This is a genomic window from Paraburkholderia xenovorans (genome assembly GCF_046030735.1).
GTDB lineage: Bacteria > Pseudomonadota > Gammaproteobacteria > Burkholderiales > Burkholderiaceae > Paraburkholderia > Paraburkholderia xenovorans_A.
In genome coordinates this window covers 165,395-188,811 of record NZ_JAQQBV010000009.1, presented here as the reverse complement: position 1 = coordinate 188,811, position 23,417 = coordinate 165,395, and the positions used below count along the sequence as shown (strand labels likewise).

Below are 23,417 nucleotides of genomic sequence, written 5' to 3'. Positions count from 1 at the left end.
CGATTGTGGAGTCGATTTCAAGTCGCTAGATTGGCTGCATTCTTCGAAACGATCAGGGATGCAGATGAAATGGATCGAGGTCCGCTCGCGGCCGCGCCGCGGCTTTACGCTGGTCGAAACACTTGCTGTCGTTGCCTTGATGGCGTTGATCGCGGTGATGGCTACGCCGTCGTTCGTCGCATGGCATGTGCGCGACCAGGTCGATGCACGGGCGAAAGCGTTCGCTTCGACACTCGCCTATGCGCGCAGTGAAACGTTGCGGCGTGGCGCGCGTGTCACCGTCTGCCGGATCGATGCGGCGCGCCGCTGTCTTGCGGCCGGTCAGGCGTGCGGCGACGGCATCGCCGATTGGTCATGCGGCTGGGCTGTGCTGGCCGAGCGCGGCGGCTCGCTTACGCTGCTTCGCGCGCACCCTTTGCTTTCCGCAGTGAGTATTGTCGGGACACAGACGAACCTCACGTTCACGCCGCCCGCGGGCCAGTTGATCGGCACTTTTCGGAGCTTCGACATTGCGCCGCGCGTGACGTCCAAGGCGACACAAGGCGACCGCTGGCGACGCTGCATTCGCATCGCGGCCGGTGGCCGCGCGCGGATCGTCGAGGGCGCGTGCGGAGCTACGTCATGAGGCCGCGTTTTTTCTGTAGGCGCCTCGTCGGAGCCAGCCGCGCCGCGCGCGGTGGTCGTATCCCGCAACCCTGCTTATCGGGCCAACACGCGCGCGGTGCCGGTTCGACGCGCACCGGCAGTTCGCTTATCGAAGTCATGCTGGCCGTGGCGCTGACGGCAGTCACGACGCTCGGTTTGAGCGCCGCTCAATTGTGGACAGCGCGGGAAGCCAAGGCGTCGGCGACCCGCGAACAGGCGGCGTGGATCGCCGACTCTGTCGTTGAAGCGCTGCGTGCGCCTTCTGGAGGCTATGCGGCGATCAAACAATGGAGCGTGCGCGCGGCGACTTTGTTGCCGCATGGCGAGGCGTCGGTGGGAGAGGGCGGTGGGGTGTCGAGTGCTCGCGTGACGTGGACAGCGTTGCGCGATTCGCGCCGCGCGGACGATGTCATCGACAAACCGGAATCCTGTGGTGGCGTGGAGGTCCCGGCAGGATCGTCCTGCGTCGCGCTGGCGTTTGCGAAATGATGCGGCGCGCGTCGCTCGCGAGCGGTCATACGTTGCTCGAGTTCGTGATCGCAATCGCGCTGGGACTCGTAGTGACCGCCGGCGTCGTTGCTCTCTACACGTCTCAACGAACCGCGTTCGGGCACGCGAGCGATGCGTTGCGGATTCGTGATGCAGGTCTGAGCGCGCTCACGCTGCTCGGTCAGCAACTTCAGATGGCCGGCTTCGTGCCGGCGGATGTCGAGCGGTTCAGTGTTCCGCCGCCGCTGTTCGGCTGTTCCGGCGGACGCCCGACCGGCGCCGACAGCAGTTCTGCGTGCGAGACGTTGCCGAGCCACTCGGATGGCGTGGCGGTCCGCTACGTAGGAGACAACGTATCGACGTGGCCATCCGCGACAGGGCAGTCGACGGACTGCCTCGGCCAGGCCGTGACCAGTAATAACGCGGCGCTCGGCACGCAGGGCGTGCAGGTTGTGAATCGATACTTCGCGAGGCTCAGCAGTTCGACGGGCGAGCCGGAGCTTTACTGCGAAGGCAACGGCAAGGCGGGGTCGGCGCAGCCGCTCGTAGAAGGTGTCGAACGTGTTCGGCTTCGCTACTGGGTGGCGGGCGGAGTGAGCGCGCTGGATGCGTCGGCGGTGACGGCCGACCAGTGGGCGAAGGTGATCGCTGTCGATCTTTGCGTGCTGGTGCGCGGTGCGCCACAAGCGCGGCGTTTGCGCTATGTCGATTGCGATGGCGCGAGCGTGCTCGGAGTCGACACGCGAGCGCGCCAGGCGTTCTGGCGGCGAGTGGCGATACGCAATCAGGCGGAGGATTTGCTATGACCGTCGGGTGTAGCAGTTGCGTTGAGCATGAGAAGCACGAGAAGTGCAGGCGATCCAGCAATCGAATCAACCCCAACACGACCGCTCGCATCTCGCGCGCTCGCAGCGGCGGCGCGGTGCTTCCTATCGTCCTGCTGATCACCGCGATGATGTTAGGCACCTCCGCCGCATGGTTTGAAGCGTCGCTCGCGGCAATGCGCAGCACGACCAACGTGCGCGACTATTTGCAAGCTTTTCACGCGGCAGATTCGGCGCTGAATTTGTGTGCACGCAACGTCGTCGCAGCGGTGGCACTCGAGTCGTCCGCGAGCGACCCGCCCGCAACCGGCGAACCGCAGCAATGGAAAAACGCGGCCGCTTTCGAAGCCGGCGCGGTTGCACCCGTTGCGCAATGGCCAGGATCCGTACGAGCGCCTCGATGCCTCATCGAACCCTGGCGACTGAGCGCTCGCGCCGACGCCAAAGCGTATTTGCTGACAGCACGTGGCTTCGGCCGCACCCAGGACTCGCAGGTCTGGCTACAAATGGAGCTTGTCATTGCAGACGAGCATATCGAACGACATTGGCGCCGCGTCGCCGCTCGACCGTTCTGAAAGGAGGTTCATGACGAGGCTGCAAACATCCGCGTTCACACTGCTCGAACTGATGATCGCGCTGGCGATAGCTGTCACGTTGGCCGTCTTTGCTGTGCCGTCGTACCGTGCTTATGTCGCGCGAACTTACAGGATCGACGCGGCGTCCGCGCTTTACCGGGCGGCCCAGTCAGTCGAAGCCGCTCCGGGCGACAGCAATGCCACATTGCCCCCAGGTCTCGACCAGGCGCCGCTGTTCGGCGCACCGATCTATCGGCTGCGCGTATTGCCGTCCGATGACGGAGGCGGTGGCTATTCACTGGAGGCCGCACCGATCGAAACGGGTCCGATGCGCGACGACGCCTGCGGCACCTTCACGCTTGACGCGACAGGTTTGCGCGGCAATAGAAACAGCAGTGGAGTTAGTGGCGCGGGGCCGGCAAGCAACGAATGCTGGAATACGAGCTAATCCATGCAGATGCGCATGCAGACGCGCATGCGGTGCAGACACGACGCACGCAGAAGCGTCGACTCGATCTCAATGCCGCATCGCCCCGACGCGTCAATAGCCGCTATCGGTGCGGTCCACCTGACCTTGCGCCGATGCAGCCGAGTCACGCTTCATCTGCTTCCAGATCCGGTACGCTTCCCAACCGGCGAGGGCAAGACTGCCCCACTTGAGCGCGGGTTTTGCACCAGCCGCGACGGTCGCGCGCAGCGGCTTGGCGAGCACCAGCGAAGCGATGGAGCTGATCAGCGGATACTGCTTGAGTAGTGCGCCGATGCTTCCCGCATTCAGGATGCTCGATTTCGAGCCGCTACCCACGCGTACGCCGCCGAAGCCGGGGATGATAAATTTGAGCCAACTGAAGTGCGTGACTGCCTGACGCAATTCGATGGTCGCCTGAGCAAGCTCCATACGCTCGACTTCCGCGCGCACCAGCAGCAGTTCCTTGCGCAACGCTCGCAGGTGCGGTGCGCTCAAATCTTTCGCCTGGTGGCGCTTATTGCGAAAGGCGGTATCGGAATGGAGTTGGCTCATGGCGTATCGGCGGCAGTGAAGGTGAGGCAACGAAGGCAACGCACTAAAAAAGCATTGAAGCAACGCACTGAAAGCAACGCACCGGGACGGCGCGGCAAGACGAATTCGATTGGCGGCTGCACGGGCGCGAGACATTCCCTCCATCCGAGCTCGCGATGCCGTCAAATCGTCAAGGCTTGTGGAACGCGTCGCGGTCTTTTTCGAACTCGGCAATGGTTGCTTCGAACACCATCGGCGCATTGCGCAAACCGCTGCGCGCCTTGAGTGCGCAAGCTAGACCGGCAATCGCGTAAACCGCCGTGATACCGGCGAGTGCCTGCCAGCGGTAAGTGTCCCAGAAAGCGATGGCGATCAGCGCCGTTAAAGCGATCAGGGCCATCGTAGCGAGCATCATCGCGGCCAGACCGAGGAACAGCACGCCGAGCAGACGGTCCTTTTCCTCGGCGAGTTCGATGCCGACCAGTTCCAGCCGCGTCTGCAGAATGGCAAACACGGAACCGATGATGCGGCGCAAAGGACTTTGTTCCCCGCGCTGCGATTGTGATTCGATCGTCATGGCTGTGGTCGTTGCGCGTGAAAGCCTGGCGGCGCGTGAAAACGAGCGCGCCAGAAGAAGCCGACCGGCCAGTGAGGCGCCGGTCAACTCGAATGACTGATAGGCCCGTTGTCGACGCCTGAATCCGGCGGCGACAACGGCACCCGTGTCTTACTTGCGGTTGATCAACAGACCCAGCAACACGCCGGCACCCGCGGCGATGCCGATGGATGCCCACGGATGCTCATGCACGTAGTCGTCGGTGGCGCGGGCGGCCTTCTTGCCTTTTTCCACCACTACGACCTGCACGTCAGCCGCTTTTTCCTTTGCCTGCTTGAGGCGCGTGAGCGCCGTTTCACGCAGTTCCGATGCGCGCTCGCCCGTGGCGCTCGCGGCTTGTTTCAGCAGATCTTCCGCGTCCGCGAGGACGGTTTTGATATCCGACATCAATCTCTCCTTGTTGACTTCCGACATTGACAGCTCCCCTTCATCACGCCACGCGTGAATCGTAACCAAAGAAACGGCCGCTGGCGAGCGCAGTGCCCGATTGCTTCAAAGCCAACGCACGAACCGTTCCCGGTTGCGGCGATCCGTGAAGGCATAGGCTCTTACCGCGTGAGGTAGCACAGTTTGCCTAAGATGGAGTTGATCTGTCCCGCAAAGTTTCCACTAAATCGGTGAAAATTACAAAAACGCATAAAGTAGTGACGCGATGTTCGTTCGCTCTGTACCGTCACTCCCGTATGCTGTACTTTTGCACCGCGCGCTTTAGCAGAGCGTCGCGCGCGAATGTCCGCGCAGAATGTCCGAACACAATCAAGGAGCTGCATTATGAGTCTACGTCTTGGCGATATCGCACCGGATTTCGAACAGCAATCGAGCGTCGGTCCGATCAGGTTTCACGAATGGGTGGGCGATAGTTGGGGCGTGCTGTTTTCGCACCCCGCCGATTTCACGCCGGTCTGCACGACCGAACTCGGCCTCACCGCCAAGCTGGCCGACGAATTCGAGAAGCGCAATGTGAAGACGATCGCGTTGTCGGTCGACAGTGCCGAGTCGCACAAGGAATGGATCAAGGACATCAACGAGACGCAAGCGGCCAACGTCGGCTTCCCGATTCTCGCCGACGCCGATCGCAAGGTCGCCGAGCTGTACGACATGATCCACCCGAACGCCAACGAAACCCTCACGGTCCGTTCGCTGTTCGTGATCGATCCGAAGAAGAAAGTGCGTCTGATCATCACGTATCCGGCCAGCACTGGCCGCAACTTCGACGAAGTGCTGCGCGTGATCGACTCGCTGCAACTCACGGACAATCATTCGGTCGCGACGCCCGGCAACTGGAAGCAGGGCGATGACGTGGTGATCGTGCCGTCGTTGAAGGACGAGGAAGTCATCAAGCAGAAATTCCCGAAGGGCTACAAAGCGGTGCGTCCTTATCTGCGTCTGACGCCGCAGCCGAACAAGTAAGCGGCTGATCGGTCGCAAAGCACGCCTTCGGCATGCAATACAACGTAACGTAACGCCACGCCGCAAAAGAAAAAGGCCGGTTCAGCGATGAACCGGCCTTCTTTCGTTAAAGCGACGCTAAAGCACAACGCTCGTCAGCGAGCGAACCACCCGGCGCATCAGAAAAACGCCTGAATCCCCGTTTGCGCGCGGCCGAGAATCAGCGCGTGAATGTCGTGCGTGCCTTCGTACGTATTCACGACTTCGAGATTCACCAGATGCCGCGCAATGCCGAACTCGTCCGAGATACCGTTGCCGCCGAGCATGTCGCGAGCGAGCCGCGCGATGTCCAATGCCTTACCGCACGAATTGCGCTTCATGATCGACGTGATTTCGACCGCCGCCGTGCCTTCGTCCTTCATGCGGCCAAGGCGCAGCACACCTTGCAGGCCAAGCGTAATTTCGGTTTGCATGTCGGCGAGTTTTTTCTGGATCAGCTGGTTCGCGGCGAGCGGCCGGCCGAACTGCTTGCGATCCAGCACGTATTGACGCGCGGTGTGCCAGCACGCTTCGGCCGCGCCGAGCGCGCCCCACGCGATCCCATAACGCGCCGAGTTCAGGCAGGTGAACGGACCACGCAAGCCGCTGACTTCCGGGAAACGGTTTTCTTCCGGCACGAACACTTCGTCGAGCACGATTTCGCCGGTGATCGACGCGCGCAGCCCCACCTTGCTATGGATGGTCGGCGCCGACAGACCCTTCCAGCCCTTCTCGAGAATGAAACCGCGGATCGAGTCCTTGCCGTTCTCCTCGAGCTTCGCCCAGACGACGAACACGTCGGCGATCGGCGAATTGGTGATCCACATTTTCGACCCCGACAGCGAATAGCCGCCATCGACCTTCTTCGCCCGCGTGACCATGCTGCCCGGATCGGAGCCGTGATTCGGCTCGGTCAACCCGAAGCAGCCGATCCACTCGCCAGTGGCGAGCTTCGGCAAGTACTTCTGCTTCTGCGCTTCTGAGCCGAACTCGTAGATCGGCACCATGACGAGCGACGACTGCACCGACATCATCGACCGGTAGCCGGAATCCACGCGCTCCACTTCACGCGCGATCAAGCCGTACGCCACGTAGTTGAGCCCGGGTCCGCCGTATTGCTCGGGAATCGTCGGACCGAGCAAGCCGAGTTCGCCCATCTCGCGGAAGATCTCGATATCGGTTTTCTCATGACGGAACGCTTCGAGCACGCGCGGCTGAAGCTTGTCCTGCGCATAAGCGGCGGCGGCATCGCGCACCATGCGTTCGTCTTCGGTGAGCTGCTGATCCAGCAGCAGAGGGTCTTCCCAATGAAACTGCGCGGCCTCGGCCATGACGTATCTCCTGATTCCTTTGACTTGAGCGACTGAGCGGCTCGACAAATTGCCTTAATGAATTGCCTTGACTCAAGTTCCGCTATGCGAAACAATGTTTTGCAAATCACGATCGAGTGTATCACCACATGACGCCAGTAACCACTCTCTCCGAACCGCTCGACGAGCGCAAATTCGTCGTCGCGCTCGCGCGCGGGCTGGACTTGCTGCGTGCGTTCAAGCCTGGCGACACGATGCTCGGCAACCGCGATTTCGTCGAACGCACGGGTTTGCCGAAGGCGACCGTCAATCGTCTCGCGTACACGCTGACCGTGCTGGGCTATCTGCGCCTCGATGAGACGCTCGGCAAATATGCGCTCGACGCGGGCGTGCTGTCGCTGGGTTTCGCGCTGCTATCCGGCACCGACACGCTCGAACTCGCGCGTCCGCATATGCGGGCCTTTGCACGCGAGGTGGGCGCGGCGGTTTCGCTCGGTTGCCGCGACGGCCTCGACATGATTTACCTCGAGACCATTCGCAGCGAAACCGCGCTGACGCTCGGGCTCGCATCCGGCTCGAAACTGTCGATGCTGACGAGTTCGATGGGACGTGCGTATCTCGCCGTGCAGCCGGTGGATGTGCGCGCGGCTTTGTTGGCGGAGCTAACGAAAGCAGTAGGGAAAGAGGCTGCCACGTTGATCGCCGATGCCCAACTGGAGATCGAGGCCTTCGCGAAAGAACGCTGCTGCTATTCGTTCCGTGCGTGGCATGACGACGTAAACGCCGTCGCGGTGCCGTTCCGCGAGCCGCGCGAAGGGCGCTGGCTCGTGCTTAGTTGCAGCGGACCGGCTTCGTCGATGAGCGAGGAGGTGTTCAGGCAGAGTGTGGCGCCGCGTCTAAAAGCTTTGGCGCGACGTCTGGGCGATACGGCTTGAAGCGAACTAAAAAGCTCGAAAGCTCAAAGCACGCTCAAGCCCGATCGTGATAATGCGCAGTAAATAAAGGCCCTTGCACGAAGCGCACATCGTACTGCTGCAATGCGAGGAACTGCGCTTCATCCATCACGCGATTGAAGATCAGCGGAATCCGCAGACGGCTCGCATAACCCGTCAGTGCCTTCACCATCGATTCGCGCAACGCGATCGCCGCATCCATCTTGATGAAGTCGAGCCGTGCGGTATCCGATACCGACAGAATCTGCCCCGCGTTCGACAGATTGCCTGCCACCTTGAACCCATAGCGCTGATAGCTCTTGGTCAGATAGCCGAGGAAGGTCTTGTGTGCGACGGCCGCCGCCGGCAACTCGATCACGACTCGTGCGGGATTCAACCCGAACGACACCAGCACGGTCGAGAAATGCCGGCCGTGGTCGTACTTCACGCTCTTCAGCAAACGCTCGTGCACGCGTAGAAACAGCAGCCCATGCCGCTGCGCGCCGAAGAAGTTGATCGCGTGCAGCGCGCGCGACATGCGATCCAGCGCGACCAGTTCCTGATCGTCGGCGATGCGGTCGAACGGATCGAACATCTCGAACGGCGCGCCGTCGAGCCGCTGTGTGACGGCCTGGAAGCCGAGTTCGTCGCCGAACCGGTCGACACCTTCCGCCCCCGACGACAACGACTGCGCAAGCCCATGCACGCTGACGTCGAAGATCGGCTCATAGGCACTGGCGAGTTCGATGTCCGCGAATCGCGCCAGCGCGATATCGCTATGCACGCCGGTCCCCATCGCCAGATGTTCGCCGAGAAAAGGGTGAGAGGCGGCGCAGGCAATGAGATTGGGGATGGTCGGCGGAATCATGTAGGCGAATGGATGGCAGTAAGTGCGCGATCAGCGTCAATGGGTTCTGACGCGCTTGTCGTATCCATTGATAGTAGCAGTCCGCACCGCGCGTACATGAACAAAATGCTCATAACGTTATCGGCCGAACGCCTGTCGACGCGGCGCGCGAAGGATTCGCCATACGCTGTTCAGGGTATACGTGAATTTCACTATGCGTAATTAGTTTTACCATTCGTAAATATCGATTCGATGATCGGGCCGCTCATCGGCGGACAACTGATCGCGCTGGCCGCGTGCGACGCGTCGACGCGGGCGGCCGTCTGAACAGCCGCCCGCCTGACATGAACGCATCGAGTCTCAACGGAGAAGCTTGTATGGATTCGAAAACACGTACGCCGAACACCGCGAGTTCGCGGCTCGAGATCGAGCCCGGCTATCAATCGGGCTTCGCGAACGAATTCGCCACCGAGGCACTGCCAGGCGCGCTGCCCGAAGGCCGCAATTCGCCGCAGCGCGCCGCGTATGGGTTGTATGCCGAGCAGTTGTCGGGCACCGCGTTCACCGCGCCGCGCGGCCACAATCGCCGTTCGTGGCTGTACCGTATTCGCCCGGCCGCAGTGCATAAGCCGTTCACGCAATTGCCGTCCGACAGGCTCGTCGCCAATTTCGCCGACGTGCCGCCGACGCCGCCCAATCAGTTGCGCTGGGACGCGCTGCCGATGCCCACCGAGCCGACCGATTTCATCGACGGCTGGGTGACGATGGCGGGCAACGGCGCGGCCGAAGCGATGAACGGTTGCGCGATCCACGTGTACGCGGCGAACCGGTCGATGGAAAACCGCTTCTTTTACAGCGCCGACGGCGAACTGCTGATCGTTCCGCAGGAAGGCCGCCTGCATATCGCGACCGAGATGGGCGTGCTCGACGTCGCGCCGTTCGAGATCGCGGTGATTCCGCGCGGCGTGCGTTTTGCGGTGAGCCTGACCGACGGCGCCGCGCGCGGCTACATCTGCGAGAACTTCGGCGCGTTGCTGCGTTTGCCGGATCTCGGCCCGATCGGTTCGAACGGCCTCGCGAATCCGCGCGACTTCCTCACGCCGCACGCCGCATATGAAGACCGCGAAGGCGACTTCGAACTCGTCGCGAAGATGAACGGCAATCTGTGGCGCGCGGAGATCGGCCATTCGCCGCTCGACGTGGTGGCCTGGCACGGCAACTACGCGCCGTACAAATACGATCTGCGCCGTTTCAATACGATCGGCTCGATCAGCTTCGACCATCCGGACCCGTCGATCTTTCTCGTGCTGCAATCACAAAGCGATACGCCGGGTGTCGATACGATCGACTTCGTGATCTTCCCGCCGCGCTGGCTCGCCGCGGAAGATACGTTCCGGCCGCCCTGGTTTCATCGCAATGTCGCAAGCGAATTCATGGGCCTCGTGCATGGCGTGTACGACGCGAAGGCCGAAGGTTTCGTGCCGGGCGGCGCGAGTCTGCACAACTGCATGTCGGGCCACGGGCCGGATGCGGATACCTTCGAGAAGGCGTCGCATGGCGATACGTCGATACCAAAGAAGGTCGGCGACACGATGGCCTTCATGTTCGAAACGCGCACGCTGATCAAACCCACGCGTTTCGCACTCGAAACCGCGCAATTGCAGGCGCATTACTACGAGTGCTGGCAAGGTCTCAACAAACATTTCAACCCGGAGCAACGATGAGCGCATTGAGCGATCTTCACGCGACGCTCGATCCGTCGCGCAGGAGCTGGGTCGAATCGGCGAACGATCCGACCAGCGATTTCTCGATCCAGAACCTGCCGTTCGGTATTTTTAGCGATGCATTGAATTCGACGCGTCGCGTGGGCGTCGCGATCGGCGATCGGATTGTCGACCTGGCTGTGCTCGAAGGGGCGGGCTTGCTGACGGTGCCGTCATCGGCCGCGGGTGGCAACGTGTTCGTGCGTGATGCGTTGAACGACTTTATCGCGCTGGGTCGCGATGCATGGCGCAGCGTGCGTATTCAACTGAGCGGGCTGCTGGCGCACGATCACGCGACGCTGCGCGACGACGCCGAATTGCGCAGCCGCGCGCTGATCCGCCAGGCCGACGCGCAATTGCATTTGCCCGTGCAGATTCCCGGCTACACGGATTTCTATTCGTCGAAGGAACACGCAACCCATGTCGGCTCGATGTTCCGCGATCCGAAGAATGCGTTGTTGCCGAACTGGTCGGAGATGCCGATCGGCTATAACGGGCGCGCGTCGTCGGTGGTGGTGAGCGGCACGCCGGTGCGCCGCCCGAACGGTCAACTGAAGCTGCCGGACCAGGAGCGTCCGGTGTTCGGCGCGTGCCGCAAGCTCGACATCGAACTGGAAACCGGGTTCGTGATCGGGCAGGGCAACGCGCTCGGCGAACCGGTTGCATGTGAGAACGCCGAGGCGCACATCTTCGGGATGGTGCTGCTGAACGACTGGAGCGCGCGCGACATCCAGCAATGGGAATACGTGCCGCTCGGTCCGTTCAACGCGAAGACATTCGCGACGACGATCTCGCCGTGGATCGTGACGCTCGACGCGCTCGAGCCGTTCCGCGTCGCGCAACCCGTGCAAGAACCGGAGCCGCTCGCCTATCTGCGTCACGACGGCAAGCACGGGTTCGATATCGCGCTCGAGGTGACGTTGCGCCCGCAACAGTCGAAACAGCCTACGACGATTTCGCGGACCAACTTCAAGCACATGTATTGGACGATGGCGCAGCAACTGGCGCATCACACGGTAAGCGGCTGCAATACGCGAGTCGGCGACCTGATGGGTTCCGGCACGATCAGCGGACCCACGGCCGATTCGTGCGGCAGTCTGCTGGAGTCGACGTGGAACGGCAAGAATCCGCTGGAGTTGAAGGAAGGCGGGGTGCGCGCGTTTATCGAGGACGGCGACGAATTGACACTGGCCGGCTGGTGTCAGGGCGATGGGTATCGCGTCGGGTTCGGGACGTGTGTCGGCCAGATTTTGCCGGCGCTGAAGTGATCCTGTCGCGGCCTCAGCCGATCGCATTCATCGGCGAGCGCCGCTTTTCCCACCAGATCGCCGCGAGAAACGCCAGTGCGGCAAGCAGCAGCACGCCGACCATCGCATCGTCGCCGACACTTTTCATCAACGCGCCGGCCACCAGCGGTCCGCCGAAACTGGCGGCGCTCCACGACGCGCCCACCAGCGAACTCGCCGACACCAGCGCGACGCCGCGAAAGCGCTCGCCGCACGCGACCAGCGACAACGTGTAGATCGCGCCGGCCGCCGCGCCGAGCACATACAGCAGCGGCCAGCACAGCCACGCCGAACTGATCGCCCACGGCAATAACGGCAACAGCAGCACGACGACCACGCCACACCCGATATGCACACGTTCTCGACCGAGGCGGTCGGCCAGCCAGCCGATCGGGAACTGCATCGTGGTGTCGCCGAGCAATAGCGCCGAGGCGAACAGCACGGCCACCTCGCTCGTTATGCCATGCGACATCGCGAACAACGGCAATAGAGAAAGCGCGATCGTATCGAACAACGCGAAGAATCCAGTGCCGATCACGAGCGCCGGCATCTGCGGCAACAGGCGACGCCAACTGCCGTGCGCCGCATGTTCTTCCTCAGCCGCATGCGGCGTCGTGCGGATCGTCGCGAGCATCGGCAGCGCGAATAGAAAGAGCGCGCCGCAAATCAGGAAACGCCATGGCGTGAAGCCGGCGATCTGGCTCACCAGCACCGGCCCCGACATCTGGAACAGCGTGAAATTGGTTGCGTAGATCGCGACGACGCGGCCGCGCGTGGCGTCGTCGGCGAGCTGGTTGACCCACGCTTCGCCGATCGTGAAGAGCAGCATCAGCGCCGCGCCGCACAGCACGCGCAGCACGGCCCAGAGCCACAGGTTTGTAGTGAGTTGCATCGACGCGGTGGCGAACGCCACCACGAGCACCGCGCCGGTGATCACCTGGCGGCCGCCGAAACGCGCTGCGATCCAGCCGGCCAGCGGCACGACGATCAGTCCGCCGCCCGCTTGCGCGGCGGTCAGAAGGCCGACCACGTCAGTGCCGTAGCCGGCTTGCGTGAGTGCGAGGGCGGTGAGCGGAAGCGTCGCGCCGCTGCCGAGTCCGACCACGGCGACGCTGAGAATCAAGGCGAGGAAATCGCGAGTGAAGATGACTTTCATCGGCCGGGATGCTACTACGGACGCAAGTCATTGGCACCTGCGTACGGGTTTGGTTAGACCCTTGGTGCACGCACGCACGCACGCACGCACGCACGCACGCGCCGCACGCACGCGCCGCACCTGAACTATCTATCGTCGCGTTCGCGCTTCGCTCAGCCGGCCACCGCCATCCGTTGCGCGCGTCGATCGATCGACATCGACCACAGCGTCATCACCAGCGCGCCGATCGAAGTCGCCACGCCGACCCACGGCAACGTGGTGAGCGGCGCACCCGCGCTGATCGCCATGCCGCCGAGCCATGCGCCCGTCGCGTTGCCGAGGTTGAACGCGCCCTGATTCAACGTCGAGGCGAGATTTGGCGCGTGGCTCGCACGGTCGACGATCAGCATCTGCAGCGGCGGCACGATCGCGAAGGCCAGAATGCCCCACACGAAAATCGTGATCATCGCGGGGATTTCGGCGTGCATCGTGCCTGCAAAGATCGTCAGGATTACGACGATCGCGATCAGAAAAGCCACCAGCGAAGGCATCAACCGCCAGTCCGCCAGCTTGCCCCCGAGCGTGCTGCCGACCGTCAGGCCGAGACCGAACAGCAACAGCACGAGTGTGACCGCATGCGGCGTGAAGCCGGTGACGTCTTCGAGAATTGGCGTGATATAGGTGAACGTCGAGAAGAGGCTGGCCGACGCGAGCACGCTGATGCCGAGCACCATCAGCACTTGCGGATTCTTCAGCACGCTGAATTCGCGTACGAGGCTCGCCTTCTGCATGTCGATTCTGGCCGGCAGGCACACGGCTAGCGCGGCCGCCGCAACGATGCCGATGCCGGTCACCGCCCAGAACGTCGCGCGCCAGCCCACCGCTTGGCCGAGCGCGGTGCCGAGCGGCACGCCGAGCACGTTGGCGAGCGTGAGGCCGGTGAACATCAGCGCAATGGCTTGTGCGCGGCGGTTCGGCGCGACGAGGCCGGCGGCCACCACGGAGCCGATGCCGAAAAACGCGCCATGACAGAACGCCGTGACGATGCGCGCGGCCATCAGCACGCCGTAGTTCGGCGCGATTGCGCACAGCAGATTGCCGACAATAAACACGCAGATCAGGCTCATCAACGCCTTCTTGCGCGGCATGTTCGCCACCGCGATCGCGACGATCGGTGCGCCGATCGTGACGCCGAGCGCATACGCGGACACCAGCATGCCCGCGGCCGGAATCGACACGGACAGATCGCGCGCGACGTCGGGCAGCAAGCCCATGATCACGAATTCGGTGGTACCGATTCCAAAAGCGGCAACGGCGAGGGCAAGCAGCGGTAAAGGCATGGCGATGGAGCGTGTGATGGAGCTGGATTCGGCGCGACGGGGAGGCGTGGCGCGGATGGCGCGCGTTTTCGGGGCGAGAACGCTTGCGACATGTAACGGGTAAAGTAGTAGGGGATTCTACCTAAGTAAAATCAGCCGTGCTTACCGTTGAGGCCGTTGTTGTTTTTTTCTAAAGGCCGTTCAACAGCTTGCTGACGACGCCGTTATACGAAATGTGCGTTGAAGATTTGCCGATGCCGCCCGTCTTTTCCTGAACGCGAGTCCTCGAGCCGATGGTTCGTACGCGGTCGTTCATGCCGGTTGATTAATCGAGGTGTCTGTCATGCTTCTTTCACAATCGCCTCGTAGCGTTAGCGCTCTTTTAACGCGTTGGCGGATTCGCGCCAGCTCATCGAGCGTGCCTTTGTCCTTGTCCAATTCATCGCCCGCCGCTGCGCCCGCCTGTGCCGAGACGGTCTGGGTCGTGCCGTTGCTCGACCATCCGTGGTTCGACCATGTGCGCCTGAAACGCGTGTTCGTCATGGACGGCACGCGCCATCAGGTGGTGCTCGTCGACGTGCGCAAGCTGCTCGTCTGCGCGGATCGCGACGATACCGACTACGTGCTGAAGCCGGTCGCCGAATGGCACTCGGGCAAGGTGCGGGGCATACGCGAGTTTCTCGATCCGGACAATCCGCGCATCCCGCAGATGCCGTACGTGACGATTTCGACGCGTCGCGCACCGGGCATGCTCGGTTGGCTCGGTATCGAGCGCGAAGGTGTGGTGGCATTCCGCAACGGCCAGCATCGCGCGCGCTATCTCGCCGATGCCGGCGCGCGCTGGTGTCCGGTGGAAGTGCATGAGCGCGAGGCGGCGCTTCTGCGTGAGCTGTGCGGCGCCGCGGACGACGCCCGCATCGCCCTGCGTCCGACTACGCTGGACGGCGCGGCGGATGCAGTGAGCGGTGGCCTGCCACGATAAAGCAGAGCGCACCGCGCAACGAACGGCTAGCCGCGCGTTTGCACCACGTTATGCGGCGCACCGGCCTGCCACGCGGCGACGTTCCCGAGCGTGGTCTGCGCGATCTCGTTCATTGCCTCGCGCGTGAAGAACGCCTGATGCGCGGTGACGATCACATTCGGGAACATCAACAGGCGTGCGAGCACGTCGTCCTGTAGCGGCAAATTCGAGTGGTCCTCGAAAAACAGGCCGCCTTCTTCCTCGTACACGTCGAGGCCGAGATGGCCGAGCTGGCCGTCTTTCAACGCGCCGATCAGCGCATTGCTTTCGACAAGTCCGCCGCGCCCCGTATTGATCAGCATCGAGCCGCGCTTCATCTTGGCGAGCGCGCGGCCGTCGATCAGATGGTAGGTGTCCGGCACCAACGGACAATGCAGGCTGACGATGTCCGATTCCGCCAGTAGTTTGTCGAGCGGCACGTAGCGCGCGCCGAGCGCCAGCAGATCGTCGGCGGGCTTGCCGGGATCGTAGGCCAGCACCTGCATGCCGAAGCCCGCCATGATGCGGCCGAACACGCGGCCGATCATGCCGGTGCCGATCACGCCGACAGTCTTGCCGTGCAGGTCGAAACCGAGCAGGCCGTGCAACGAGAAATCGCCTTCGCGAGTGCGCGCGACCGCGCGGGGCAAGCGCCGGTTCAGCGCAAGAATCAGACCCACCGCATGTTCGGCGACCGCGTGCGGCGAATAGGCCGGCACGCGTGCGACCGTGATGCCGAGACGTTCGGCTGTGGCGAGGTCGACGTGATTGAAACCCGCCGAGCGCAGCGCGATCATCCGCGTGCCGCCTGCATGAAGCCGTTCCAGCACGGCGGCGTCGACGTTGTCGTTGACGAACGGGCATACGACCTCGTAGCCCTCGGCAAGGATCGCCGTTTCACTGTCGAGATGCGATTCCTGGAAGTGCAGTTCGTAGCGATGCTCGCCGTTGGCTTGCGCAAACGTGTCGATGTCGTATTGGCGGCTGCTGAACAGGATCATGCGCATGAGGAACTCCGAACGATTCGTGCCGACGTTGAATGAGGCGGATGCGCCGTGCGGCCAACAGGCTCGCCAGTATATCGGTCTTTACTAAAGATCATTTTTCGCGAACTTAAATCGACCCGAATTGAAAATCATATTGACAGCCGTGGCGAACTTCAATAATTATTAAAAAAGAAGTCCCGAAAAAGCATGTTCCCGTGCTAAAAAATTGGCCATCTTCAGCGTGTGTGTATTCCACGCCCGTTAGACAACTTTGCGAGGGAAGCATGACAACCGAGTTAGTTGAAGCACAGTGCATATCCGCTGCCACGCAGCAGCACACGGCCGTTTGCGGGTGTCGCGTCATTCCCCTTCCATAAAACAGAATTCGCAAAATGCATCCAGTCATGCTGCCTGGATATTCGTGCGCGATCGGTGAGTCACGGTGTCGCACTTCGAATCCGTTTTTGGAAAGTGAAAGAAGCGATCTTTTCAGTTGCCTACTAATAAACCGCAAAACCGCGAGCCAACATGATCAGTGAATTGCTGAGATCTCAACCGGAGATCGCGCTGTTCGCAAGCCTTGCAATTGGATATTTCGTTGGTTCGTTCCGCATCGGTCCGATACAGCTCGGCGGCGTGTGCGGCACGTTGATCGTCGCGCTCGTATTGGGCCAGACCGGCGCGCGTCTCGCTCCCGATCTGAAGAACATCGCGTTCGCGTTGTTCATCTTCGCGCTTGGCTTTACCGGCGGCCCGCAGTTCTTCGCGAACATCGGGCGCGGCTGGCGCTATGGTTTGCTGTCGGTGATCGAGATCGTTTCGGTGCTGGTGCTGATCATGATCGCGGTGGTCGTGATGCGGCTCGACGTCGGCACCGCGGCCGGCTTGCTGGCCGGCGCCGCGACGGAATCGGCGGTGATCGGCACCGCGTCGGAAGCGATCGCGAAGCTCGGTTTCAGCGACGCCGAAACGCTGCGTCTGCAAGCCAACGTGGTCACCGCGTATAGCGTGAGCTATCTGTTCGGCCTGATCACCATCGTGCTGTTCACCAGCCAGTTCGCGCCGCTGCTGTTGCGCGTCAATCTGCGCGAAGAAGCCGAGCGCGTGTGGCGCAAGCTCGGCGGCGACGGCGCGTTCGGCGAAGGGCAGCAGGCGGCCGCACCGCCGCTCGTCGCCCGTGCATTCAAGATCGACGCGGCGGCCGGCTCGACGGTGTTGAGCGTCGAGCAGCAGCACGGCTTCAACCTGACGATCGAACAGGTCGAACGCAACGGCGAACGCGTGCCGGTCGAGCCGCACCTGACGCTGGCCGCCGGCGATCTGATCCTGGTGGGCGGACGGCGCGAAGCGATCGTGGCCGCGGCGGCGACCCTCGGCGCGGAAGTGCCGGGCGAAGGCTTCAGCCAGCTGGCCGCCGAAAAGCTCGACGTCGTACTCACGCGTAGCGACGCGCATGGCGCGACCGTTGCGCAGTTGCGCGAACGGGCGAAGCCGGAAGATGGACACGGCGTGTACATCGCGGCTGTCACGCGGCTCGAAACCACGGTGCCCGCGCTGCCCGGCACCGAACTCAATCGCGGCGACGTGCTGACGCTGGTCGGCGCGAAAGCCGATGTCGAGCGCGGCGCGCGGCGCCTCGGCTATGTGCTCGCGGCCACCCAGAAAACCGACTTCGTCTATCTCGGCCTCGGCGTGCTGGCCGGCATGGCGATCGGCCATCTCGGCGCGCGCATCGGCGGGGTGTCGATCGCGCTCGGCACCGGCGGCGGCTGTCTGCTATCGGGGCTGCTGTTCGGCTGGATCCGCTCGCGCTATCCGCTGGTCGGCTCGCTGCCGTCGGCGGCCGCACAAATCCTCAAGGACTTCGGACTCGCGACGTTTATCGCCGCGGTGGGTCTGTCGGCGGGACCGGACGCGATCAAGCTGGTGCGTGAATACGGGTTGGCGCTGCCGGTGGCCGGCATTCTGATGGTGCTCGTGCCGGGGCTGCTTTCACTGTGGATCGGCCGTGTGTTCCTCAAGCTCGAAACGCCGATGCTGCTCGGCGCGATCGCCGGCCAGCAGTGCAGTACGCCGGCGATTAGCGCGCTGGTCGGCGTGACCGGCAACTCGACGCCGGTGATCGGCTACACGATCACCTACGCACTCTCGAACATTCTGTTGCCGTTGATGGGACCGGTCGTAGTCGGCCTCGCCGGGAAATTCGGCTAGGCGGCCAGAGCGTCTGCGCGTGAGCGCCACGGGCCTCGCGCGCCTGTATCACCTGTACTCCGCAACGCCAACTATCAAGTGAGGAAAACGATGGACTGGCTACACCATATTTTTCAGAAATCACCCGAGATCGCGCTGTTTCTGTCGCTCGCGGTCGGTTACTTCATCGGGCAGATCAAATTCGGCAAATTCCAGTTAGGCGGCGTGGGTGGTTCGTTGCTGGCGGCTGTCGTGATCAGTCAGGCAGGAGTGACGATCGACAACGGCGTGAAGTCGGTGATGTTCGCCGTCTTCATCTACGCGGTCGGATACGACTCTGGCCCAGGCTTCTTCAACTCGCTGAACCGCAAAACGCTGCGCGAAATTGCGATGGCGATCTTTCTTGCGGTGTCCGCGCTCGTCACCGTGGTGATCTGCGCGAAGCTGTTCCACCTGAACAAGGGCCTGGCCGCCGGGCTCGCGGGCGGCGCGCTGACGCAGTCGGCGATCATCGGCACGGCGGGCGACGCGATCGCGCGTCTCGGCCTGCCCGCCGACGAGGTCAAGTCGCTGCAATCGGACGTGGCGATCGCCTATGCGGTGACCTACGTGTTCGGCTCGCTTGGCGCGATCATCGTCTGCGTGAACATACTGCCGAAGTTCATGGGGCAAGGTTTGCGCGAGGCCGCGATCGACGCCGAACGTGAGCTCTCGTCCGGCGGACCCACGCTCGGCGCGGGACAGATCCAGGCGTTGCCCGAACTGGTTGGCCGCGCGTACAGGATCGACGTCAGCGCGGGCAAAACGGTCAAGGCGGTCGAAACGCTGCATCAGGACATGCTGACGATCGAGCGGATCAAGCGCGATGGCAAGAGCCTCGACCCGACGCCCGATCTGACTTTGCAACTGAACGACGAAGTGCTGGTGGTGGGTCGTCGCGAGGCGGTGGTCGCGTTCGGCGCGAACGGCAACGAGATCGCCAATGTCGACGACATCGGCGTGGTGATGCAAACGCGCGAAGGCGTGTTCACGCGCAAAGGCATGAACCACACGACGATCGCCGCCGCGCGCGAAGTGGTGGATCGCGACTTGCGCCACGGCGTGTTCATCCAGAGCGCGTCGCGGGCCGGACAGCCGCTGCCGATTCTGCCGGAGACCAAACTCGAACACGGCGACGTGATCACCTTCTACGGTTCGCCGAAAGACACCAAACGCGCGGTCGACGCCGCCGGCTACGAGTTGCCGTACACCATCAAGACCGACTTCATCTACATGGGCGTGGGTCTCGTGCTCGGTCTGCTGATCGGCCTGATCGTCGTGAACGTAGCCGGCATTCCGCTCACGCTCGGTTCGGGCGGCGGCTGTCTGCTGGCCGGCTTGCTGTTCGGCTGGATGCGCGGCAAGCATCCGATGTACGGCGTGATGCCGACGGCGGCCTCGCAGTTGCTGAAGGACTTCGGGCTTGCGGCGTTCGTCGCCGTGGTCGGGTTGAATTCCGGCTTGCAGGCGGTCGTGACGGTCAAGCAAAGCGGCGTGACGATTTTCCTGCTCGGCGTGTTCGTCACGTTGTTCCCGCTGTTGCTGACCATGCTGTTCGGCCGCTACGTGCTGGGCTACAAGAACGCGGCGATTCTGGCCGGTGCGCTGTCGGGCTCGCGCAGCGCGAATCCGGCTTTCGGCGGCGTGCTCGACAAGACCGAAAGCGCCGTCTCCACCGTGCCGTTCGCGATCACTTATGCGATCGCCAACGTCGCGCTGACCTTGCTCGGACCGCTGGTGGTCGGGCTGGTCTAGACGCGTTTTAGCGCGCATTCATCTATCGATCTCTCATGCCGGCGACAGGCGACGACCAGGCGACAACCGTTCGTCACGCCGGCGTCATTCCCTTGAACACTGGAGAACGCATCATGGCAAAAGAGAAAGACGGCAAGAAGCAGGGCGGCGACATGGCGCAAGCCGGTTTCGCGGCGCTCAGCCCATTCGAATTGAAGGACGAGCTGATCAAGGCAGCCGGCGGCGGCGCGGTGGAGCGTCCCGCCAATGCGTCGATGCTCAACGCCGGGCGCGGCAACCCCAATTTCCTCGCGACGATTCCGCGCCACGGCTTCTGGCAACTCGGCCTCTTTGCGATGCGCGAATCGGAGCGCTCGTTCGCGTACATGCCGGAAGGCGTCGGCGGTTTTCCGCGCCGCGAAGGCCTCGAAGAACGCTTCGATCTATTCCTGCGCGAGAACAAGGGCGTGTCCGGCATCGATTTTCTGCGTGGCGCGGTGTCGTATGTGCGCGACCAGCTCGGTTTGTCGGCGGGCGATTTCCTCTACGAAATGTGCGAGGGGATTCTCGCGTCGAACTATCCGGTGCCGGACCGGATGCTGAAGTTGTCTGAACTGATCGTCGGCCAGTATTTGCGTAAGGAGATGATCGGCCACCATCCGTTCGTCGGCGAATTCGACGTGTTCGCGGTGGAAGGCGGCACGGCGGCGATGACCTACATCTTCAACACGCTGCGCGAGAACCACCTGATCAAGGCGGGCGACACGATCGCGCTCGGCATGCCGATCTTTACGCCGTACATCGAGATTCCGCGCCTGAACGACTATCAGTTGAACGTGGTCAATCTCGAAGCCGACGTCGCCAACGGCTGGCAGTATTCGAAGAAGGAACTGGACAAGCTGCGCGACCCGAAGGTTAAGGCGTTTTTCCTCGTGAACCCGAGCAATCCGCCTTCGGTGAAGATCGACGACGAGAGCCTTCAGTACATTGCCGATATCGTCAAGGAACGGCCCGACTTGATCCTGCTGACCGACGACGTGTACGGCACCTTTGCCGACGACTTCGTGTCGCTGTTTGCGCTCGCGCCGAAGAACACGATCCTCGTGTACTCGTACTCGAAGTATTTCGGTGCGACCGGCTGGCGGCTTGGCACGATCGCGACGCATCGCGACAACGTGCTCGACAAGCTGATCGCCGAACTGCCGAAGGACGCGAAGAAGCAGTTGCACGAGCGCTATGAATCGATCACGACCGAACCGGACAAGCTGAAGTTCATCGATCGTCTGGTGGCCGACAGCCGTACCGTCGCGCTGAACCATACGGCGGGTTTGTCGACGCCGCAGCAGGTGCAGATGGTGTTGTTCTCACTGTTCTCGCTGATGGACACACCCGACGCGTACAAGAACGCGCTGAAGCGTCTGATTCGCAAACGCAAGCAGGCGTTGTACGAAGAGGTCGGCATTTCGTTCGCCGACGACGATCCGAATCAGGTCGACTACTACACGATTCTCGACATCGAGTTCCTCGGCGAGCGGATGTTCGGGCGCGACTTCGTCGAGTGGCTGTTGAAGAATATCGAGCCATCCGAACTGCTGTTCCGACTCGCGCGCGAGGCGCGGGTGGTGTTGTTGCCGGGGCGTGGATTCGGTACGCAGCATCCGTCGGGACGGGTGTCGCTCGCCAATCTGAACGAGTCGGATTATCGGCAGATCGGCCGCGCGATGCGTAAGCTGATCGAGGAGTATGTGGAGCGGTATAACGCTGCGACTGGGAAGAAGCTTGATAAGTCCAAGGTGAAGTGATGTGAGACGGGCGGCTCGGGAGGGCCGCCCGTTGTTCGGTTTTGCGGCGCTGTTGTCCGGTTTGTGAGGGCCGTGCGTGGCGGGACATTCTGAAATTACGGCCGTTACTACTTCCATAAATTCGTTAATTCACCATTGAATGGTTTGATCCTGAATGCGTCGGGGATGGTATTGTTTAATAAATTTATATAATCGTATAGATTGATTTTTTGTTGTAGTAATAATTATTATTTTTTTCATTAGATCTGCTGTGGCGCCTTGAAAAATAAATCTCGTTTAGTAGAGTACGTTCAGTGCGGTTGAGCGAGATTTTCAGTTGAAAAAATTCGTATTTAAGATTACGGTTTTTCGAGGCCACTATGACAATCGAAGTCAGCTATCCCGGTGTTTATGTCGTGGAGGATGCTTCTCCTATTATTTCAATTAATACACTTCCTACAGCGGTTCCAATTATAGGAAGATATAACACTGGTTATAGCGTGGAAAGGTACGAAAATTATCTCGATGTTGTCGCCGACTTTGGATCGGACGACCAGGTCGTGAAAGATGCCCGTCACCTGAAAGCATATTTTGAATGCGGAGGTGGCCCCTGTTATTCGACGAGTCACGCAAATGTGCTGGCAGTGGTGTCTCACTACGACGACATTACATTGATTGTTGGAGGCGGGAGTAGCGCCAGTGATATCAACACTTCCAACGTCAGAGACCTGTGCGCGCCGGGAACCGGGAGGTTCGCGATTCTGGACTGCGTTCCGAGTGCAGGTGCTTTTGCCGCGGGTACAGCCAATCAGGATTATGTGAGCCAGTCTGGCGCGGCTGTTTACTATCCGGCGTTAAATGTCGACTGGCCTGGTTATGAGACCAAGGACATTCCGGCCAGTGTGATAATGGCCGCACTTTATTGTGTGTCAGATCGAACGCGTGGTGTATGGAAGGCGCCAGCCAATATTGCCTTGCCTTCAAACTACACGCTGCAGGATCGGGTGACTGACGATTTGCAAGGTTTATATAATTCCGGCGCGGCGATCAACATGATTCGGAGTTTCAATGACCGTGGTACGTTGGTGTGGGGAGCCCGAACGCTCGAAGATAGCAGCGACTGGCGCTATATATCGGTAAGACGTCTGTTCAATAGTGCCGAACGTGACATCGGTCTGGCCGTCCAGAAACTGGTGTTCGAGCCGAACAATGCACCAACCTGGGAAAAGCTGCGTCATGCCGCCACGTCCTACCTGAGTAGGTTATGGACAGCGGGAGCATTAATGGGCGATACGGAGAAAGATGCCTATTTCGTTCAGATCGGCGAAGGCGAGACCATGACATCCGATGACATCGCGCAGGGAAAAATGATAATGACAGTGGGAATGGCAGCCGTGCGTCCAGCGGAATTTATTATTCTGCAATTTACCCAGAATATGGCCGCGTAGCGGTTTGTCTCAGGAATGGTAATGAAGCCGCATCTACGGCAATGGCGACAGTGATTTAACAGAAACAGCG

22 protein-coding genes are annotated in these 23,417 nt (G+C 61.7%); 14 read left to right on the top strand and 8 right to left on the bottom strand.

The annotated features are described in order from the left end of the window. Positions 1-58: 58 nt before the first annotated feature. Genes PQQ51_RS11500 through PQQ51_RS11480 form a run of 5 tightly spaced genes read left to right on the top strand, consistent with a single transcriptional unit; the run spans position 59 to position 2,981 of the window. Complete coding sequence (locus PQQ51_RS11500) at positions 59-625, top strand: GspH/FimT family pseudopilin (RefSeq protein ID WP_408496896.1); 567 nt, start codon at positions 59-61, stop codon at positions 623-625. Continuing rightward, a complete protein-coding gene (locus PQQ51_RS11495) occupies positions 622-1,134 on the top strand; it encodes a type IV pilus modification PilV family protein (RefSeq protein WP_408496895.1) in 513 nt (170 codons plus the stop codon). Before PQQ51_RS11500 ends, PQQ51_RS11495 begins: the two co-directional genes overlap by 4 nt. After that, the gene (locus PQQ51_RS11490) at positions 1,131-1,940 is read left to right on the top strand and encodes a PilW family protein (protein ID WP_408496894.1); all 810 of its coding nucleotides are present in this window, start codon (positions 1,131-1,133) and stop codon (positions 1,938-1,940) included. The genes PQQ51_RS11495 and PQQ51_RS11490 overlap by 4 nt, the downstream gene beginning before the upstream one ends. Further along, complete coding sequence (locus tag PQQ51_RS11485; RefSeq protein ID WP_408496893.1) at positions 1,937-2,533, top strand: pilus assembly PilX family protein; 597 nt, start codon at positions 1,937-1,939, stop codon at positions 2,531-2,533. Before PQQ51_RS11490 ends, PQQ51_RS11485 begins: the two co-directional genes overlap by 4 nt. Positions 2,534-2,543: 10 nt before the next feature. After that, entirely contained in the window at positions 2,544-2,981 is a 438-nt protein-coding gene (locus PQQ51_RS11480) for a type IV pilin protein (protein ID WP_408496892.1), read from the top strand. A gap of 93 nt (positions 2,982-3,074) precedes the next feature. On the opposite strand, the gene PQQ51_RS11475 is transcribed toward PQQ51_RS11480, so the two are convergent. The 3 genes from PQQ51_RS11475 to PQQ51_RS11465 form a co-directional block, all read right to left on the bottom strand. Next, on the bottom strand, positions 3,075-3,554 hold the full coding sequence (locus tag PQQ51_RS11475; RefSeq protein WP_408496891.1) for a DUF3318 domain-containing protein: 480 nt from the start codon (positions 3,552-3,554) through the stop codon (positions 3,075-3,077). A 169-nt stretch (positions 3,555-3,723) separates the two neighbouring features. Beyond that, the gene (locus tag PQQ51_RS11470; protein WP_408496890.1) at positions 3,724-4,110 is read right to left on the bottom strand and encodes a phage holin family protein; all 387 of its coding nucleotides are present in this window, start codon (positions 4,108-4,110) and stop codon (positions 3,724-3,726) included. 150 nt (positions 4,111-4,260) lie between these two features. Next, positions 4,261-4,563 (bottom strand): ElaB/YgaM/YqjD family protein, encoded by a 303-nt coding sequence (locus PQQ51_RS11465; RefSeq protein WP_028198798.1) that lies wholly within the window; start codon positions 4,561-4,563, stop codon positions 4,261-4,263. 357 nt (positions 4,564-4,920) lie between these two features. Here PQQ51_RS11465 and PQQ51_RS11460 point away from each other — a divergent pair, with 357 nt between their 5' ends. Then, positions 4,921-5,559, top strand: coding sequence for a peroxiredoxin (locus tag PQQ51_RS11460; RefSeq protein WP_408496889.1), 639 nt, complete (start codon positions 4,921-4,923; stop codon positions 5,557-5,559). Positions 5,560-5,717: 158 nt separating this feature from the next. Here the strand turns inward: PQQ51_RS11460 and PQQ51_RS11455 are convergent, their stop codons facing one another. Next, the gene (locus PQQ51_RS11455) at positions 5,718-6,908 is read right to left on the bottom strand and encodes an acyl-CoA dehydrogenase (protein ID WP_408496888.1); all 1,191 of its coding nucleotides are present in this window, start codon (positions 6,906-6,908) and stop codon (positions 5,718-5,720) included. A 128-nt stretch (positions 6,909-7,036) separates the two neighbouring features. Between PQQ51_RS11455 and PQQ51_RS11450 the strand changes: the two genes are divergently transcribed. Continuing rightward, the gene (locus PQQ51_RS11450; protein ID WP_408496887.1) at positions 7,037-7,822 is read left to right on the top strand and encodes an IclR family transcriptional regulator; all 786 of its coding nucleotides are present in this window, start codon (positions 7,037-7,039) and stop codon (positions 7,820-7,822) included. A 34-nt stretch (positions 7,823-7,856) separates the two neighbouring features. Here the strand turns inward: PQQ51_RS11450 and PQQ51_RS11445 are convergent, their stop codons facing one another. Then, positions 7,857-8,687 carry an EAL domain-containing protein gene (locus PQQ51_RS11445; RefSeq protein ID WP_408496886.1) on the bottom strand — a complete coding sequence of 277 codons (831 nt, stop codon included), beginning with the start codon at positions 8,685-8,687 and terminating at the stop codon, positions 7,857-7,859. Positions 8,688-9,043: 356 nt separating this feature from the next. Here PQQ51_RS11445 and hmgA point away from each other — a divergent pair, with 356 nt between their 5' ends. After that, positions 9,044-10,390 (top strand): homogentisate 1,2-dioxygenase, encoded by a 1,347-nt coding sequence (gene hmgA / locus PQQ51_RS11440; RefSeq protein WP_408496885.1) that lies wholly within the window; start codon positions 9,044-9,046, stop codon positions 10,388-10,390. Further along, positions 10,387-11,697, top strand: a complete 1,311-nt coding sequence (gene fahA, locus PQQ51_RS11435) for a fumarylacetoacetase (RefSeq protein ID WP_408496884.1) — start codon at positions 10,387-10,389, stop codon at positions 11,695-11,697. The genes hmgA and fahA overlap by 4 nt, the downstream gene beginning before the upstream one ends. Before the next feature lie 13 nt (positions 11,698-11,710). On the opposite strand, the gene PQQ51_RS11430 is transcribed toward fahA, so the two are convergent. Both PQQ51_RS11430 and PQQ51_RS11425 read right to left on the bottom strand, forming a co-directional pair. Then, a complete protein-coding gene (locus PQQ51_RS11430) occupies positions 11,711-12,871 on the bottom strand; it encodes an MFS transporter (RefSeq protein ID WP_408496883.1) in 1,161 nt (386 codons plus the stop codon). A 152-nt stretch (positions 12,872-13,023) separates the two neighbouring features. Continuing rightward, a complete protein-coding gene (locus tag PQQ51_RS11425; RefSeq protein WP_408496882.1) occupies positions 13,024-14,190 on the bottom strand; it encodes an MFS transporter in 1,167 nt (388 codons plus the stop codon). A gap of 322 nt (positions 14,191-14,512) precedes the next feature. Here PQQ51_RS11425 and PQQ51_RS11420 point away from each other — a divergent pair, with 322 nt between their 5' ends. After that, on the top strand, positions 14,513-15,151 hold the full coding sequence (locus PQQ51_RS11420) for a plasmid fertility inhibition factor family protein (protein WP_408496881.1): 639 nt from the start codon (positions 14,513-14,515) through the stop codon (positions 15,149-15,151). Positions 15,152-15,177: 26 nt separating this feature from the next. Here the strand turns inward: PQQ51_RS11420 and PQQ51_RS11415 are convergent, their stop codons facing one another. Further along, on the bottom strand, positions 15,178-16,176 hold the full coding sequence (locus tag PQQ51_RS11415; protein ID WP_408496880.1) for a 2-hydroxyacid dehydrogenase: 999 nt from the start codon (positions 16,174-16,176) through the stop codon (positions 15,178-15,180). Between the two features lie 507 nt (positions 16,177-16,683). Between PQQ51_RS11415 and aspT (PQQ51_RS11410) the strand changes: the two genes are divergently transcribed. The 4 genes from aspT (PQQ51_RS11410) to PQQ51_RS11395 all read left to right on the top strand — a co-directional run bounded on the left by aspT (PQQ51_RS11410) (position 16,684) and on the right by PQQ51_RS11395 (position 23,347). Then, a complete protein-coding gene (gene aspT, locus PQQ51_RS11410; protein WP_408496879.1) occupies positions 16,684-18,366 on the top strand; it encodes an aspartate-alanine antiporter in 1,683 nt (560 codons plus the stop codon). A 90-nt stretch (positions 18,367-18,456) separates the two neighbouring features. After that, positions 18,457-20,139 carry an aspartate-alanine antiporter gene (gene aspT, locus PQQ51_RS11405; protein ID WP_408496878.1) on the top strand — a complete coding sequence of 561 codons (1,683 nt, stop codon included), beginning with the start codon at positions 18,457-18,459 and terminating at the stop codon, positions 20,137-20,139. Between the two features lie 113 nt (positions 20,140-20,252). Beyond that, positions 20,253-21,920, top strand: coding sequence for a bifunctional aspartate transaminase/aspartate 4-decarboxylase (locus tag PQQ51_RS11400; protein WP_408496877.1), 1,668 nt, complete (start codon positions 20,253-20,255; stop codon positions 21,918-21,920). Positions 21,921-22,279: 359 nt separating this feature from the next. After that, a complete protein-coding gene (locus tag PQQ51_RS11395) occupies positions 22,280-23,347 on the top strand; it encodes a phage tail sheath family protein (RefSeq protein ID WP_408496876.1) in 1,068 nt (355 codons plus the stop codon). The last annotated feature ends 70 nt before the right edge of the window (positions 23,348-23,417 follow it).